This is a genomic window from Okeania sp. SIO2F5 (assembly GCF_010692685.1).
Classification (GTDB): domain Bacteria; phylum Cyanobacteriota; class Cyanobacteriia; order Cyanobacteriales; family Microcoleaceae; genus Okeania; species Okeania hirsuta.
Window position 1 is genome coordinate 1 of the sequence record NZ_JAAHGU010000059.1, and the last position, 16074, is coordinate 16074.

The 16074-nt window shown below is 39.1% G+C and carries 12 protein-coding genes; 9 read left to right on the forward strand and 3 right to left on the reverse strand.

Annotated elements, in window-relative coordinates; all coding sequences use genetic code 11:
* Positions 1–118 precede the first annotated feature (118 nt).
* Entirely contained in the window at positions 119–256 is a 138-nt protein-coding gene (locus F6K27_RS18400) for a hypothetical protein (protein WP_161565106.1), read from the forward strand.
* Positions 257–818: 562 nt separating this feature from the next.
* Here the strand turns inward: F6K27_RS18400 and F6K27_RS18405 are convergent.
* The 3 genes from F6K27_RS18405 to F6K27_RS18415 form a co-directional block, all read right to left on the reverse strand.
* Complete coding sequence (locus F6K27_RS18405) at positions 819–2123, reverse strand: homoserine dehydrogenase (protein ID WP_287241204.1); 1305 nt, start codon at positions 2121–2123, stop codon at positions 819–821.
* Positions 2124–2877: 754 nt separating this feature from the next.
* Positions 2878–3174 carry a hypothetical protein gene (locus tag F6K27_RS18410; RefSeq protein WP_240038898.1) on the reverse strand — a complete coding sequence of 99 codons (297 nt, stop codon included), beginning with the start codon at positions 3172–3174 and terminating at the stop codon, positions 2878–2880.
* Between the two features lie 117 nt (positions 3175–3291).
* Positions 3292–3486 carry a helix-turn-helix domain-containing protein gene (locus F6K27_RS18415; RefSeq protein ID WP_287277793.1) on the reverse strand — a complete coding sequence of 65 codons (195 nt, stop codon included), beginning with the start codon at positions 3484–3486 and terminating at the stop codon, positions 3292–3294.
* A gap of 1033 nt (positions 3487–4519) precedes the next feature.
* Between F6K27_RS18415 and aroF the strand changes: the two genes are divergently transcribed.
* The 8 genes from aroF (at position 4520) to F6K27_RS18455 (ending at position 15826) form a co-directional block, all read left to right on the forward strand.
* A complete protein-coding gene (aroF, locus tag F6K27_RS18420; protein ID WP_287277795.1) occupies positions 4520–5617 on the forward strand; it encodes a 3-deoxy-7-phosphoheptulonate synthase in 1098 nt (365 codons plus the stop codon).
* Positions 5618–5723: 106 nt separating this feature from the next.
* Positions 5724–6302, forward strand: a complete 579-nt coding sequence (locus tag F6K27_RS18425) for a chorismate pyruvate-lyase family protein (protein WP_287277797.1) — start codon at positions 5724–5726, stop codon at positions 6300–6302.
* Positions 6303–6447: 145 nt separating this feature from the next.
* Positions 6448–7986 (forward strand): class I adenylate-forming enzyme family protein, encoded by a 1539-nt coding sequence (locus F6K27_RS18430; RefSeq protein WP_287277798.1) that lies wholly within the window; start codon positions 6448–6450, stop codon positions 7984–7986.
* A gap of 49 nt (positions 7987–8035) precedes the next feature.
* Positions 8036–8290: an acyl carrier protein gene (locus F6K27_RS18435; protein WP_240039092.1), complete on the forward strand. Its 255-nt coding sequence runs from the start codon at positions 8036–8038 to the stop codon at positions 8288–8290.
* 137 nt (positions 8291–8427) lie between these two features.
* The gene (locus F6K27_RS18440; RefSeq protein WP_287277800.1) at positions 8428–11034 is read left to right on the forward strand and encodes a condensation domain-containing protein; all 2607 of its coding nucleotides are present in this window, start codon (positions 8428–8430) and stop codon (positions 11032–11034) included.
* Between the two features lie 365 nt (positions 11035–11399).
* Positions 11400–13160, forward strand: coding sequence for an NAD(P)/FAD-dependent oxidoreductase (locus F6K27_RS18445; RefSeq protein ID WP_287284427.1), 1761 nt, complete (start codon positions 11400–11402; stop codon positions 13158–13160).
* Between the two features lie 126 nt (positions 13161–13286).
* Positions 13287–14573, forward strand: coding sequence for a nickel/cobalt transporter (locus F6K27_RS18450; protein ID WP_287277804.1), 1287 nt, complete (start codon positions 13287–13289; stop codon positions 14571–14573).
* 50 nt (positions 14574–14623) lie between these two features.
* Positions 14624–15826: a 4-hydroxybenzoate 3-monooxygenase gene (locus tag F6K27_RS18455; RefSeq protein ID WP_287277806.1), complete on the forward strand. Its 1203-nt coding sequence runs from the start codon at positions 14624–14626 to the stop codon at positions 15824–15826.
* Positions 15827–16074 lie beyond the last annotated feature (248 nt).

The following is a 16074-nucleotide window of genomic DNA, read 5'->3' on the forward strand; positions in this document are numbered from 1 at the left end:
TCGTGAATGCCTGTGGACGGAGTGCTGCCGACAGTTCCGGTGGTTTGCGTAGCATTCCGTAGGAAAGCAGGAAGTAAACAGTAGAATATCACTCTATGTGACGTTTTATATCGGTTTTATGAAGCAGCATAAGCCATATACTCTGAAACAAATTATTGACATGACAGGGGGTGTAAACCCCTTAGATATACCGGATGAAACTCCTGATGATGACGAAAGAATACAAAAATTGGAAAAGATCAAGTTTATTGGATGATTTTTGGTAAAGATAGGCTTGCCGCTAAACGTAAACATTAGGGATCTGCAAGTTGTGAATTTGGGAAGCTCTGTGGAAAATGTGATGTCAAATTCTCTGACTATCAGGATTTAACAACATCAATCACATTGATTCATAAAGAGAATATAAAGAAAGTTTAGTTCCAGTCAAATTAGGTGTTATGATCAAGTATAATTGATCTATATTTTAACTAATCAGTCGTCTACCTGCCATCGCTGTTACCAGCTCATCAAACAACCAGAAATCTTGCGGGCAGTAACTCAGTTCCACTGGTGATCGTCAACCGTTACTTGCAATGTCTAATTAACCGGATTCTATATTACTCATATCTAATCTTAGTTTCGGTTTGTTGTACCACGCACTGTTATTTTTACCCTATTTGCTCTATTTGTGCAACAAAGCCCGCACGCATACGAAATTATACACCATTTGTAGGGGTTAACGGTCGTTAGCCCCCTACAAATGGTGGTTATGCGTGAGTCCTGTTGAAGTTAATTTTTTCGGGCGTTGATGTTTAATTGCCATCGGATTTTTTTTATTTCTACAACACCCTCAATACACTAGGAATACTATCAATAACATCTAATGATTGAATTTCCTCTAATGCTTGCCGGAAGTTACCTTCTTTTACATCATGGGTGACAACCACTATTTCTGCAAGTCGATCATGTACTCCTGTTTGCACTACAGATTCTAAACTGACATCATGACTGCCAAAAAAAGTACCCAGTTTACCAATAACACCAGGGTGGTCTTTTGTCAGGAAGCGGGCATAAAATCTGGTAACAAGTTCTGCCATTGATGCTGTTTCACAATAATGTTGATGAGTACAACTTAACAATGGGTGAGCAATAGGTTCAGTTTCTGTTTTGAGGATGGCAGCGATACTCATAATGTCGGAAACAACTGCACTTGCTGTGGGACCTGAACCTGCACCAGGCCCGAAAAACATTACTTGTCCAATGGGTTCTCCTTCTACCAGGATAGCGTTATAAACATCATTAATACTTGCGAGGGGGTGAGTTTTTGGCACGAGGGTAGGATGTACTCTCAGTTGTAATTCGTCTGTGGTGGGGTTGGTATTGTTGGGGTCGCATTTGGCGATCGCTAATAATTTGATGACAAAGTCTAGTCTGTCAGCATAAGCAATATCAGCTGCCGTTACTTGACGAATACCTTCGCAATGAATATCTTCTAATTTAATTAGACCACCGAAAGCAAGAGAAGCCAAAATTGCGATTTTATCTTTGGCATCTAACCCATCTACATCTGCAGTGGGGTCAGCTTCTGCATAACCTAAATTTTGAGCATCGGCAAGAACATCTGCAAAGTCTGCTCCCTCTTTTTGCATTCTGGTGAGGATGTAATTAGTTGTCCCGTTAATGATACCGATAACCGAATGAATGCGATTAACTCCCAAAGATTCTTTGAGGGGTTGAATAACAGGGATACCGCCACCCACTGCTGCTTCTAACATGACATAAACACCTTTTTCATTCGCTGCTTCAAAAATTTCTGGACCATAGCGAGAGATCACAGCTTTATTGGCGGTGACGACGTGTTTGCCATGGGCAATAGCTTTGAGCATTAGGCTTCTTGCGGGTTCCAACCCACCGATAAGTTCTACTATAATATCTATCTGTGGGTCAGTAGCGATCGCTTCTAAATCTGTTGTTAAAATATCTGAAGGTAGATTAATATCTCTGGTTTTGGAGATATCGCGCACTCCCACTCGATGTATTTCCAGTTCCTGAATTAAAGGATGACGACCTTCTGGGGATAGCAAAATTTTTGCTGTCCCTATACCGACTGTACCTAATCCCAACAAACCAATTTTGAATCCCACGATTGTTAACCCATAATGAATTAAATATTTTGAGCAAGGTTCAGCCATAATAGCTGAATACTATCCTAAATATTAACAAATAAATCGAACAAAAAATAGTCTTTTTAGGAAAAATATTATGTCCGGTTAAATACTGGTTATTCAAAGAGTAGGGAAGCGCTGAGAGTAATACCAAATCTCAAAAATTTTTCTATGTTTTCTTGAGTGTGGGAGATGGAGACCCATCCCTAATATCATGTCCGCTTGAATAGTGATACTTTGGAGGGGGGTTGCACATTCTGGAATGATATTGCCAAAAATTAGTTTAGACTTTGACTAAAAATAACCATTAATTAATCATTCTAGCAATTGATTAATCCACAATCCAATTCAATCAAAAATCTCAAATCATTCGTCGCTGTGCAACGCCTTGGAGGAGGGAAGGCAGAGGGTAGAAGGCAGAAGGCAGAATGCAGAAGGGAAAGAAAAGTTAAAAGGGAGAAGGTTTTTTTATAACTGATTATCCGGACATGATATAACCCCTCCTAGTAGCGCGTCAAGCTTGAAATAGTGTTTTAGGAAAATTCTCCAAACCTTAGTCATAGTAAGAATTATACTAAAAAATTGGCTTTGCATAAATGCGGGATGATTTTAATAGTTCTGTGGAATGGGTATCTTGCCCGTTCCTTATATTTTCGGACGGGCAGGATCCCACCCCACTTAATATTCATCCCCTAATTCAGCAACGCCTACTAAAAAATTTAATACATTATTTTCAGCTTGACGCGTCAGTAGTTTTTTGTGTTAATTTTGGAGTAAATTCATAGCTACAGCTAAGATACCAATCTGACGCCTGTCTACTAATAGTTATTTTTTGAGTTGTTGCCTCAATAGGTTCGTAAGTTTTGACAATACTAATAAAAGGTAATTTATGGTTCCATCCGTTTAATTCTATTAGCTTTCCACAATTATCAATTGTGTTTGCGTAGCATTCCGTTGGAAAACTATCATGTTTACCTTTTTTCTTAAACCTTGGATATTTACTCAATCCTTGTTTGCGTTTGCGTAGCATCCCGTAGGGAAGCATTCCGCAGGAAAAGAATCTTTTAAACGCTTCACCTAAACTGATGTTTGCGCAGCATTCCGTAGGAAAAGCGTATTGATAAACTTTAGATGATCAGCTTTTCATTCAGGGTTCAAGAGGTTTTGTCTGATTAGTAAAAACCTTTCTGAGTTTACGGGAATTAGGTTTATAACCATCCCTGTAAGCCGCATTCCACAAACTTAACCTCCAATTATAACACCATCTGCTATAACCCGCGTGTTGAGCCATCAGAGTTTTTTGCTTATTATTTAATTTGAGTTTGGTTCTGATGGATTTCATGTATGAGTGAACCCAGACTGTCTAATAGAGCCACTTTTTAACGTATTATATCGTTATTCTTTGATTAAGTCAATGCTCCCCCGATTTTTTTCACTCTCTGCATAACCTAACTTAGACCAGATATACGCATCTTTACAGTTACAGGAAACAACTTGATTCCTGAGATTAATACTAGGTGAAATGACGTAAATTCGTTTTCAGCTTAGTAAATGCAGAAAACTTGGCACTTAATTATAGTTTCTCTAGTTTTCAGGCAACTTCTCAAAAATGCATAACCTAATTTAGACCAGATATAACGCATATTTACAGTTACAGGAAACAACTTGATTCCTGAGATTAATACTAGCTGAAATGACGTAAATTCGTTTTCAGCTTAGTAAATGCAGAAAACTTGGCACTTAATTATAGTTTCTCTAGTTTTCAGGCAACTTCTCAAAAATGCATAACCTAATTTAGACCAGATATAACGCATATTTACAGTTACAGGAAACAACTTGATTCCTGAGATTAATACTAGCTGAAATAATGTAAATTCGTTTTCAGCTTAGTAAATGCAGAAAACTTGGCACTTAATTATAGTTTCTCTAGTTTTCAGGCAACTTCTCAAAAATGCATAACCTAATTTAGACCAGATATAACGCATATTTACAGTTACAGGAAACAACTTGATTCCTGAGATTAATACTAGCTGAAATAATGTAAATTCGTTTTCAGCTTAGTAAATGCAGAAAACTTGGCACTTAATTATAGTTTCTCTAGTTTTCAGGCAACTTCTCAAAAATGCATAACCTAATTTAGACCAGATATAACGCATATTTACAGTTACAGGAAACAACTTGATTCCTGAGATTAATACTAGCTGAAATAATGTAAATTCGTTATTACAGTTTCTCTAGTTTTAAGCCATTTACAGATATAAAAATAGAACTGGTGGCAGGGACAGAAATAGAGATGTTAGTTTAACCCACATCTGCTCTCTCAAACCTTTCTCCATCATTCTGTTTAGCAAACCCAATCTCAACGGAAATAAAGCATGATAATTGTTCTCAAAGCAGCGACTCCGACAGTCGAAATTGAACACATTAAAGACGAACTGTCCCAATACAAAGTCAGTGTCGAAAAAATCATCGGCAAACACCGAGTGGTGATTGGTTTAGTCGGTGACACCGCTGAACTCGATCCCTTAAAAATTCAGGCTGTCAGTCCTTTTATTGAAAAAGTCTCACGAGTTGAACATCCCTTTAAACGGGCAAGTCGAGACTTCCGACATGGTGAACCCAGTGAAATTATTGTTGAAACACCGAACGGTTATGTTGCTTTTGGCGAACACAATCCCATCGTTCAAACTGCCGGTCCTTGTTCGGTTGAAAATGAACAGATGATTGTCGAAACCGCCCAACAAGTTAAAGCAGCAGGTGCTCATTTCCTACGTGGTGGAGCTTACAAACCTCGGACTTCTCCTTATGCTTTTCAAGGACATGGTGAGAGTGGTTTGGAATTGCTAGCCATTGCACGTCAAGAAACAGGCTTGGGAATTATCACCGAAGTAATGGATGCAGCCGACATTGAAAAGATAGCAGCTGTTGCAGATATTCTCCAAGTTGGTGCTCGTAATATGCAGAACTTTTCTCTATTAAAAAAAGTTGGTGCTCAAGAGAAACCGGTTCTGCTGAAGCGGGGAATGTCAGCAACCATTGAGGAATGGTTAATGGCGGCTGAATATATTTTAGCAGCGGGAAATCCCAATGTTATTTTGTGTGAACGGGGAATTCGCACCCATGACCGCAAATATACCCGGAATACCCTCGATTTATCCGTGATTCCTGTCTTGCGGACACTAACTCATCTTCCCATTATGATTGACCCCAGTCACGGGACAGGTAAAGCCGAATACGTCCCGGCAATGGCAATGGCCTCAATTGCAGCAGGAGCTGATGCTCTGATGATAGAAGTTCATCCCAACCCTTCCCAAGCTCTTTCTGATGGTCCTCAATCCTTGACACCTCATCGCTATCAAGACCTGATGCAAGAAATGACAGTTATTGGTAAAACAGTGGGTCGTTGGCCAGAAAAGTTAGCCCTCGCCCCTTCATCCCCTCAAGCCACCAAAAAATTAAGTGCCATTGTTTAAATTTTGTTGTGAGTTGAAGGAAAAATTGAAGGCTAACTTAGATTGATTCAACTCACAATATCTGATCAAACATGTCTTTTTAGCCAATTCTAGAAAAATAATGCATATGAACGCTCAAACCCTAGTCTTAAGACCAATTTTTTCCCAACACTTTCCACGAAAGCGGAATTACATCGAACCTGTATTACTCACCCCATTTCAGCGAATATTACTCACGACAAACGGCACTGTTACAGATATGATTGAAGCTTACTCGGGGGAAGCAATCAAAATCAAAAAGCTGTTTGAAGACAAGATTCAACTTGAAGAAGACATCCTGCCGATGAACCTCAAAAAAGGCACAGAAGTTATCGCTCGCAAAGTGTTACTTCAAGGTAAGATGAGTGACCGCAACTATGTCTATGCGGATTCAATTTTAGTTCTCGACAGACTGAATGAAAAAATGCGAACCCAACTGTTACAGACCAAAACTCCCATTGGGAAACTCTGGATCGAGAACAAAGTGGAAATCTTCAAAGAAAATGTCGAACTTGGCAAAGAACATGCAGGGGATTTAGCAGATTATTTCCAGATTCAACCCAAAGACAATCTCCTGTATAGAACCTACTGCGTCATTTCCAATCATCAGTACACCATGATGATTACAGAGAAGTTTCCGGAAAATAGTTTTAGGCGAAATTTCTAATAGACATCTCCAATAATAAAAAAGAAAATCAACTATCGTCAAGAAATTATCAATTCTTTCCCACTACTCCCTACTCCCTACTCCCTCTTTTGGAGGAGATGTCTAATAGCATCGGTTGTTCAAGTGGCACAATAGAGGTAAAATTATGATTATTAAACGATTAAAAGAAGCGGCTCATTCCTTTCCAAAACATACAGCAATTGTCTATAATGAGTCCCGAATTAGTTATGAGCAACTTGACTTCAAAGTTCAAGGATTAAGTGAGGGATTAAGTTCTCTAGAAATTGGTAAAGGTGATTGTGTTGCTTTCGTTTTACCCAACTGTCCTGAGTTTGTTTATAGCTTCTATGCAGTTGCTCAGTTACAGGGAATTGTTCTGCCTCTCAATCATTTATTCAAAGCCGAAGAACTGAGTTATTGTCTCAGGGATAGCAAGGCAAAAGCAGTAATTACTGACCTCAAACGTGCCAAAATTTGTCAGGATATTATTGCAAATATTGACCGAAAAATTGAGTTAATTGTTGTGGATGGTGTTTATCCTGAAAGCCACTATATATATCATCTAATTCTGCCAGGAAAATTTCAACATCAAGACTATTCAGAAAAAACTCCTTCTCCTGAGCTTCTGTATCAATATTCATCCGGTTCAACGGGGAAACCAAAACGAATTGCACGCACCCAGGCGAGTCTTTGCCATGAGGTAAAAAACTTCGCAGAAACCACCCAAATTCAGCCCTCTGACAATATTCTTTGTGCAGTTCCGATGTATCATGCTCATGGGTTAGGAAATTGTCTCCTCGCAGCAACTTGTAATGGTGCAACCTTAGTTATTTTAGAACAGGTTTTGCAGAAGGATGGTACACCTGTTGAGGTTCCCTTTGTCTTCCGGTGCCCCCGAATTTTTGAACTGATTAAAACGGAGAAGATTACCATCTTTCCGGCAGTACCTTATATATTCAATGCTTTGGCAGAAACTCGAACAAAAACCTTGGTGAACCTATCTAGTTTGAGATTATGCTTTTCAGCCGGAAACTTTTTATCCAAAGACATTTTTGATAAGTTTTGGCAGCGATTTAAGATTCCTATTCGACAGCTTTATGGCTGTACTGAGGCTGGCTCTGTGGCAATTAATTTAGAGGAAGATATCAACAAAATTTATCACTCTGTTGGGTTTCCGCTCAATAATGTTGAACTCAAAATTGTTAATGAAAGTGGGAATGAGCAACCCATGGGAATGAGTGGAGAAGTTGTGATCAAAAGTGGTTCTCTAACTCAAGGTTATATTAATCAGCCAGAACTGAATCAACAAGTCTTTAAGGAAGGATGTTTCTATACAGGTGATTTAGGGAAAAAAGATGAGTGGGGTCGAGTGTATATTACCGGTCGCAAGAAGCTGCTCATTGATACCGGAGGTCGCAAAGTTGACCCGATAGAAGTAGAGGATATTTTGATGAATCATCCTCACATTAAAGAAGCTGTTGTTGTTGGTGTAAAAGGATCTTATGCTGGCGAATTGGTTAAAGCTGTAATTGTCAAAAAAAGTCGAAAAAATTTTGACGACCAAGAGATTCTTTCATTTTGTAAGCAGCGTCTTGCGGAGTTTAAAGTTCCCAAAATCATTGAATTTCGCCCAGAGATTCCCAAAAGTCCACTCGGAAAAATTCTGAGAAAGGAATTAGTTTAAACCGATATCATCACAGTCCAAATACTAATTTTTTAACGAGCATAATACCATGATTACAACTACAAGAATTCAAGAACAAGTTCAAGGGTTAGTTTTGGAAGTTCTACCCGATGTGACCTTAGAAGAGTTGCAAGACGATGTAGATATCTTCAACTTGGGTCTAGATTCAATTAACACGATGACTCTAATTTCTAACTTGCAAGAGACTTTTGAAATTGAGTTAGATGTGAGTGAGATTAGTTTTGAGAACTTTCAAAATATCTCAACAATTGTGGAGATGATTGAAGAAAAGAAAAGTTGTTAAATTTTAACAATCTATTTAGGGTTTCGCTCAGTTACGCTACCGCTAACACACCCTACCCATAGCTTTCTTCCCTTCTGCCTCCTGCCTTCTGCCTTCGTTCCTCCAAAGTGTAACTATTTAACCAGACATGATATAATATGTCACTCGAAACATTAAACAAAAAACAACAAAAAACTTCTCCAGTTACCAATAATTCAACTCAATCAGTGGCTGCTAAAAAGGAGCTATGGGAAGCAATGAGAACCGTTATTAGCTTACAAAATCAAGCTCCACCCTTAGTCTCTGTTTCCAGAGAAAATCCACTTCCTCTGTCTTTTCCTCAAGAGCGGTTATGGTTTTTACAACAGTTGGAACCAAGTAAAGCTGCTGCTTATAATATGCCGTTTGGGTTTCGCATTTCCGGTTCACTTAATCCATTAGCTTTAGAGCAAAGTCTGAATGAACTTATTCAACGTCACGAGTCTTTGCGAACGACTTTTACCTTAGTTGAAGGTCAACCAACTCAAGTAATTCACTCCTCGTTTTCCTTTCGTTTATCTCTAGTTAATGTACAGAACTTCCCTCAAAAACAACGGGAAAATAAGGTAATGGAATTAGTGAAGGTAGATATTGAGCAACCGATTGAATTGACTCAACTCCCTCTGTTTCGAGGAACACTTTTTAAACTTGATGAACATGATTATTTTCTGTTACTGAATGTTCACCATATTATCGTCGATGCTTGGTCAAAAGGAGTTTTATTTCAGGAGTTAGCAACACTCTACGAAGCATTTTCTCTCGGTCAATCTTCACCCCTTCCAGAACTTCCAGTGCAGTATGCGGACTTTTCGGTTTGGCAACGTCAATGTATTCAAGGTGAGTTTAAAGAGACTTTGCTAAACTATTGGAAGCAACAACTTGGCAATAATTTACAAGCCTTAAAGCTGCCAACTGACCATCCTTATCCAACTAATCCTACCCATTCTAGTGCCTACAATAAACAGTTACTTTCTGTTGAACTCACGACTCAACTTAAAAGCTTCAGTCGAAAACAAGGAGCAACATTATTTGCAACGTTATTAGCTGCATTTAATGTGCTATTATATCGCTACACTAATCAAGACGATTTTTTTGTATGTAGTCCAATTGCGAATCGGAGTCGGAAAGAAACAAAGGGATTAATCGGTTACTTTGCGAACTTACTGATTCTACGGACACAGTTGAACGTAAACCAAACGTTTGGGGAGTTTTTGAGTCAAGTTCGTCAGGTTGTTTCCGGAGGTTACGCTTATCAAGATTTACCCATTCAAGAAATTATTAACGCTCTAAATTTACTGCAAACTCCTCTCTCTAAGGTGATGTTTGCACTGCAAAATACAACAGTTCATACCTTAAACTTACCCGGTTTAAATGTCGAAACCTTCAATCTTGATAGCGGAACAGCGGATTTTGACCTCTATCTCTATCTGATTCCAGAAGGTGATACTTTTGCTGCTATCTTCAAATACAATGCTGATTTATTTGAGGAAGCAACCATTGCTCAAATGCAGGAGCATTATCGTACTATTCTGGAAAACATTTTAATCAATCCAGAGCAGTCTATCTTGGAGGTACTCCCTTTAAGTGCAACTGAACAGCAACAATTAGAGGAGAAACGAGCCAATCAATCTACATTAAAACCATCCAGTAATTCGTCTAAACCTGCTTATGTTGCACCACGCAATTCAACTGAACTCAAACTCGTTCAATTATGGAGTAAAGTATTAGGAATTGAATCCATTGGAATTCGAGATAACTTCTTTGATTTAGGTGGACAGTCTTTAATGGCGATGAGTTTGTTTACTCAAATAGAACAAACCTTCGGTAAAACGTTACCTTTGGCAACACTACTAAAATCTCCAACCATTGAACAACTAGCCGAAATTCTTGCTGAAAAGGAATCTTCTCTCCCTTGGTCTTCATTAGTTCCACTTCAACCTCGTGGTTCTAAACCACCTTTCTTCTGCATTCATGGGCAACAAGGGAATGTATTGAACTTACGAGAATTAGCAAAATCTCTAGGTTCAGAGCAACCGTTTTATGGATTGCAAGCTAAAGGGTTAGATGGCAAACAAATGCCTGACTTTACAATCGAAGCAATGGCGGCTAATTATCTTCAAGAAATTCGCAGTGTTCAACCCCATGGTCCCTATTTTCTCGGAGGAAACTCTATGGGAGGTACGATTGCTTTTGAGATGGCACAAAAACTTCAACAGCAAGGAGAAAAGGTGGCATTACTGGTGATGTTTGACACCTTCAATAAAAGTGCTTTTCCTCGCCTTGTATTCCGAAACCAACATTACTTCAAATACTTATCTCAATTGGGACTATCCAAGTCACTATTTGAGGAACTCAAAGAGGTTACTCAACGCCAACTGCAAGCTATGCTTTGCCAGCTTTATCTAAGTTTAGGAAAACCTCTACCTCATCATCTCAGTCGTGCGATCGTAGCTGAGGCGAATATGCAGGCAAAGTGGGCTTATTCACCACAAGTTTATTCCGGTAAAATTACCCTGTTTCGTGCTAAAAAATCTGCTAAATTCAACAAGTTTTATTTACCGAATCAAGCAGATTGGGAAACTCGCGATCCTGAACATGGTTGGAGTAATTTTTCTAGGGATAAATTAGAAATTTACGATGTACCGGGAGACCATTATTCAATTTTTGATCAACCGAATGTACAAGTCTTAGCTGACACTTTAAAGGCTTGCTTAGAGGATATCTGAAAAGTTTTTTGATACTGAATTTTGCCCCTAGTCTCCCAACGCATGGGGATTTTGCCCCCCTAGCCCCCCAATACTGGGGGGAACAAGATTCAATTTGCTTCTACAAGTCCCCCAATTTTGGGGGATTTAGGGGGCGCGTGATTTAGCAAAGGTGAACAAGAGTCAATTTGCTTCTACAAGTCTCCCAACGCATGGGGATTTTGCCCCCCTAGCCCCCCAATACTGGGGGGAACAAGATTCAATTTGCTTCTACAAGTCCCCCAATTTTGGGGGATTTAGGGGGCGCGTGATTTAGCAAAGGTGAACAAGAGTCAATTTGCTTCTACAAGTCCCCCAATTTTGGGGGCTTAGGTTTAACCGAAATAATGTTTACTCTCAATACAACAGGAGATTTCACAATGAATACAATGACTTATGATGTAGCAATTTGCGGTGGTGGTTTAGCGGGTTCAACTTTAGCTAGACAGTTGAAGTTAACAATGCCTGATCTTTCTATTATTGTCCTGGATCGCTTGGCTCGACCTCTCCCTGAAGGTGCTTTTAAAGTAGGAGAATCAACGGTTGAAGTGGGTTCCTATTATCTCGCTGAAACACTCCAATTTGGCGATAATTATTTCAAACGGAATCATATGCCAAAGTTAGGACTCCGTTTCTTCTTAGGTGATGCTCAAGGTAAATTTGAAGAACGTCCTGAACTCGGACTATCTAAATTTCATTCGCCTTCCTCCTATCAAATTGACCGAGGTAAGTTTGAAAATGACCTGCGAAACTTAAACATTGAAGCAGGAATTGCCGTTTTAGAAAGTTGTAAGGTTCTTGATATTACCCTATCTGAAAATAATCAAGACTTCCATAAAATTGTTTACACTCAAGATGACGCGAAGCAAAAGAATACCATTCAAGCTAAATGGGTTATTGATGCAATGGGTCGTCGTCGATTTTTGCAGAAGAAACTGGGTTTAGCTCAACGGAATAGTTCTAAATATAGTGCGGTTTGGTTCTGGGTCAATGAACGGATAGATGTCAGTGATTTTGTTCCCAAAAGTAACCAAGACTGGCATGAGCGTGTCCCTGAAAATCAACGATATTATTCAACCAATCACTTGTGTGGAAAAGGCTACTGGATTTGGATGATTCCGCTCCCCGGTAACTACACCAGTATTGGAATTGTCACTGATGAAACGGTTCATCCTTTCAAACAACATAACACTGAGGAAAAAACATTTGATTGGCTCCAAACCTATGAACCTACTTTAGCGAATCATCTTCAAGGGATTTCAACTCAAAAATTTATGAAGATGCCTCACTATAGCTATTCTTCTAAGCAAATTTTTTCAAATAATCGTTGGGCTTGTGTTGGTGAAGCTGGCGTATTTCCCGATCCCTTCTATTCTCCTGGTACTGACTTAATTGGATTTGGAAATTCTCTTGTCACTCAGATGATTGAAGCAGATCTGCAAGGTAAGTTAACCTCAGAAATGGTGGCGGAAGCAAATCGCTTTTTACTCACCTATGCCGAAGGGGTAAAAGACAATATTCACAAAGTTTACTCCTGCTTTGATAAAGATTTGGTGATGGCAATTAAGGTAATTTGGGATACCCTATCTGGCTGGGCATTTAGTGCGCCTCTGATGTTTAATTCGATTTTCCTTGACTCTGAAAAACGGGCAAAAATTCGTCAAGGTTCAGGTCGATTTTTTCTGTTAGCTCACAGGATGCAAAAGTTGTTTATAGACTGGGCAGAACGCTCGCAAAATCGGGGGACTTATGAGTATCTTGATTACTTAGAAATGGATTTCATCAAGCAATTGCGATCGCGGAATTTACAATCCAATAAAACTGAACAGCAACTCATCGACGATCATATTGCTAGTTTGGAAATGTTTGAGGAACTTGCCCAAGTTATTTTCCGCATGGCACTTGAAGATACAATGCCTGAAAAATTAGCAGATTTTCCGGAGTCAGCTTGGTTAAATGCTTGGGCAATTAGCCTCAACGAAGAACGATGGGAAAAAGATGGATTATTCCGCCCCAAAACTCAACCCCGCGATTTACAAGCAATGACTCAACAACTGCGGCAAAATATTCACTTCCTTTCAGTTATTAAGGAAACAGTCACGGTTTAAAACTTAGTTTGAATTGAATCTGTTTTCATCTCAAGCACTCAAAAGTTTGGAGTTGTAAATTGAACTGTTGATAATCAACTCCATTCTCTCTTTCCCTGAAAGTTCACTCTTACCCCCTTTCAAACGATGAAAAACAAATGGCGTTGTTTATCCAAACTTAGCTTTATATCCTGTTTAGCCGTATTGTTTTTATCTACAATTCTGAACCTTCCGACTCAAGCACATGGCTCAGATTTAACAGTTGCTAAGATTATTGTGAATCCAACTGAAGCAGAAATTAACCTCACAATACCAACCAATTTAGTAGCTTTCGCAGATGATAATGGAGATCAACAACTCTCCCTAGATGAAGTTCGGACTCATCAAACTCAACTACAAAGTTTCTTCTCTGAAAATCTGCGTTTGACGGATCAAAAAGGAGATTTAGGTTCACTTCGTCTCGAACCGACAAAAGATGTCTCTAAGCTGCTGAATTTTACCACTCAAACTAACATCCACAGTACCTTATTTTTAAGTTATATATGGCAAGAACATATTGAAAGCCTGAATATTCGCTATGATCTATTCTCGCCCCTTTTTCCCGATGGTCATGGTCTGGTAAAAGTCCTTCATAATGGACAAGTACAAAGCTACATTTTTAGTTCTAATAATCGAGAGTATTCATTCCAACTTCAATCAAATTTATCTCCATTTTTGAGTCAAAATTGGTGGGTAGTAATCCTGCTTGCATTTTTGTGGGGAGCAACTCACGCTCTCTCTCCAGGACATGGAAAAACCATTGTCGGAGCTTATTTGATTGGGTCTCATGCGACTGCAAAAGATGCGATAATTTTGGGTATGACAACAACAATTACTCATACTATTGGTGTCTTAGTTTTCGGTGTAATTACACTATTTGCGACTCAATATATTTTGCCAGAACAGCTTTATCCTTGGTTGAATTTATTATCAGGATGTATAGTTGTTTTAATTGGTCTAAATCTATTTTTTCTGCGAATTTTTCCATCTGAATCTGAACACCATTCTCATGACCATTCTCACGACCATTCCCATCACCATCACGACCATTCCCATCACCATTATCCGAATAACTGGCGCAGCCTTCTGATGATTGGAATTTCTGGTGGTTTAATGCCTTGTCCAGCAGCTTTAGTTCTTTTACTCAGTATGATAGCTCTCAATCAGATTAGTTTCGGCTTGGTTTTAGTGTTGATATTTAGTTTAGGATTGGCTGCAACATTAACAGGTTTAGGTTTGATCTTCGTCAATGCTAAACGACTCTTCAAGCGACTGCCAAATCAGGTTCATTCGATTCCTTTCCTATCGGCAGCTAGTGCTTTAATTGTATTCTTAATTGGCTTAGGAATTACAACGCAAGCACTCTTTCAAATCCAATTTGTTCTAGTTGGATAGTCCCGACGCTGTTCGGATATCAATGTAAATTTACTTTCAAGGAGATGATTATGTTGACAACAAAAATCTTGAAGACATCGATCTGTATTCTCGGTTCTGGCCCTGCTGGTATTGTTCTCGGAAGTATTCTGCTGAGAAACGGGATAGACTGTATTATCATTGATAAATACAATCGTGAAGAAATTTATGCCAGAGGACGGGCGGGAGTTATTGAGAGTACAACGGTTGAAATTCTCAAAAAAAATGACCTGGCGGATACCCTGCTCAAAAATGCTTATACTCACGGTTGTTGTGAGTTTCGCTATCCCGATAAAAGCCTAACTTTTGAATATGGAAGCTTAAGTGGAGGAGATGTTCATCATGTTTATCCTCAGAGCGATCTCAACGATGATTTGATTGAAAAATATATCAAGGATGGCGGTAAGTTACTTTTTCATTATGAAGGCAAAAATATTGTTCAAAGTGATGACAAAGTCGAAGTTGAATGTTATGATTTAGATAGTCAAAAAACTGTAACGATTCAAGCGGATTTTGTAGCAGGATGTGATGGTTATCATGGGTTAGCTCGTCAATCTGTTCCCTCTGAAGTTGTAGACATTTACAGCAAACAATACAACTATCGCTGGTTAGCTATTTTAGCCTACGCTCCCCCTTCAGCCCAGCATACTCTTTATGGTGTACATCCAGATGGTTTTGCCGCTCATATGCTTCGCAATAGCAAGATTTCTCGCTATTACCTTCAAATTCCCAGCACCGATACTTTAGAAGATTGGTCAGATGAACGCATCTGGGCTAATTTACGCCAGCGACTTGCTAAAGAAGGATGTCCATTAAATGAAGGTGAAATTTTTCAAAAGCGTATTATGGAGCTGCGAAATTATGTGATGGAACCTATGGGTTATAAGCGATTATTATTAGCAGGAGATGCGGCTCATATTATTACCCCAATGGGTGGAAAAGGCTTAAATTTAGCAGTGCAAGATGCGGGAGTTTTAGCAGAAACATTGATTAGCTACTATCTCGAAAACCACGATCTTTCTTATCTAAACCGCTACTCCGAAATTCGCTTGCCCTACATCTGGCGTGCTCAAGAATTTTCTTATAGCTTGTTGACCATGTTGCACTCACCGGAAGGAGAAGATTTAGAGGATGTACGTTTTCGACGTAAACTCAGTGAATCTAAGCTTTCTCAATTAACAACTTCATCAACATTTGCTAAGAATTTTGCCCGAAACTACGTTGGAATTGTATGATTTTTGAAATTCCTTGGCAGACCAGGGAATTTCAGACTATTACTAGGTATACCCGTCAATGACCCAAACACTAACCTACGAGTATAGTGTGGGCTTGTCCCGGAGTTGACCCGGCTAAGTGCTTTGCGCACTACGTTAACGGTAAGCGTTAAAGAACCTACCTTGGGATACCTCGCCAGTTCCAAGCTCTAGAACTAGATAGCTAAACATCCTATTTTTGTATTGGAAGTGCTATTTGGAAGTTACCG

Excerpts from the sequence above, each read along its gene's own strand:
- F6K27_RS18400 (WP_161565106.1), top strand. The coding sequence starts at position 119 with ATGAAGCAGCATAAGCCATATACTCTGAAACAAATTATTGACATGACA.
- F6K27_RS18410 (WP_240038898.1), bottom strand. The coding sequence starts at position 3,174 with ATGCTACGCAAACGCAAACAAGGATTGAGTAAATATCCAAGGTTTAAG.
- F6K27_RS18415 (WP_287277793.1), bottom strand. The coding sequence starts at position 3,486 with ATGAAATCCATCAGAACCAAACTCAAATTAAATAATAAGCAAAAAACT.
- aroF (WP_287277795.1), top strand. The coding sequence starts at position 4,520 with ATGATAATTGTTCTCAAAGCAGCGACTCCGACAGTCGAAATTGAACAC.
- F6K27_RS18425 (WP_287277797.1), top strand. The coding sequence starts at position 5,724 with ATGAACGCTCAAACCCTAGTCTTAAGACCAATTTTTTCCCAACACTTT.
- F6K27_RS18430 (WP_287277798.1), top strand. The coding sequence starts at position 6,448 with ATGATTATTAAACGATTAAAAGAAGCGGCTCATTCCTTTCCAAAACAT.
- F6K27_RS18435 (WP_240039092.1), top strand. The coding sequence starts at position 8,036 with ATGATTACAACTACAAGAATTCAAGAACAAGTTCAAGGGTTAGTTTTG.
- F6K27_RS18440 (WP_287277800.1), top strand. The coding sequence starts at position 8,428 with ATGTCACTCGAAACATTAAACAAAAAACAACAAAAAACTTCTCCAGTT.
- F6K27_RS18445 (WP_287284427.1), top strand. The coding sequence starts at position 11,400 with ATGTTTACTCTCAATACAACAGGAGATTTCACAATGAATACAATGACT.
- F6K27_RS18450 (WP_287277804.1), top strand. The coding sequence starts at position 13,287 with ATGAAAAACAAATGGCGTTGTTTATCCAAACTTAGCTTTATATCCTGT.
- F6K27_RS18455 (WP_287277806.1), top strand. The coding sequence starts at position 14,624 with ATGTTGACAACAAAAATCTTGAAGACATCGATCTGTATTCTCGGTTCT.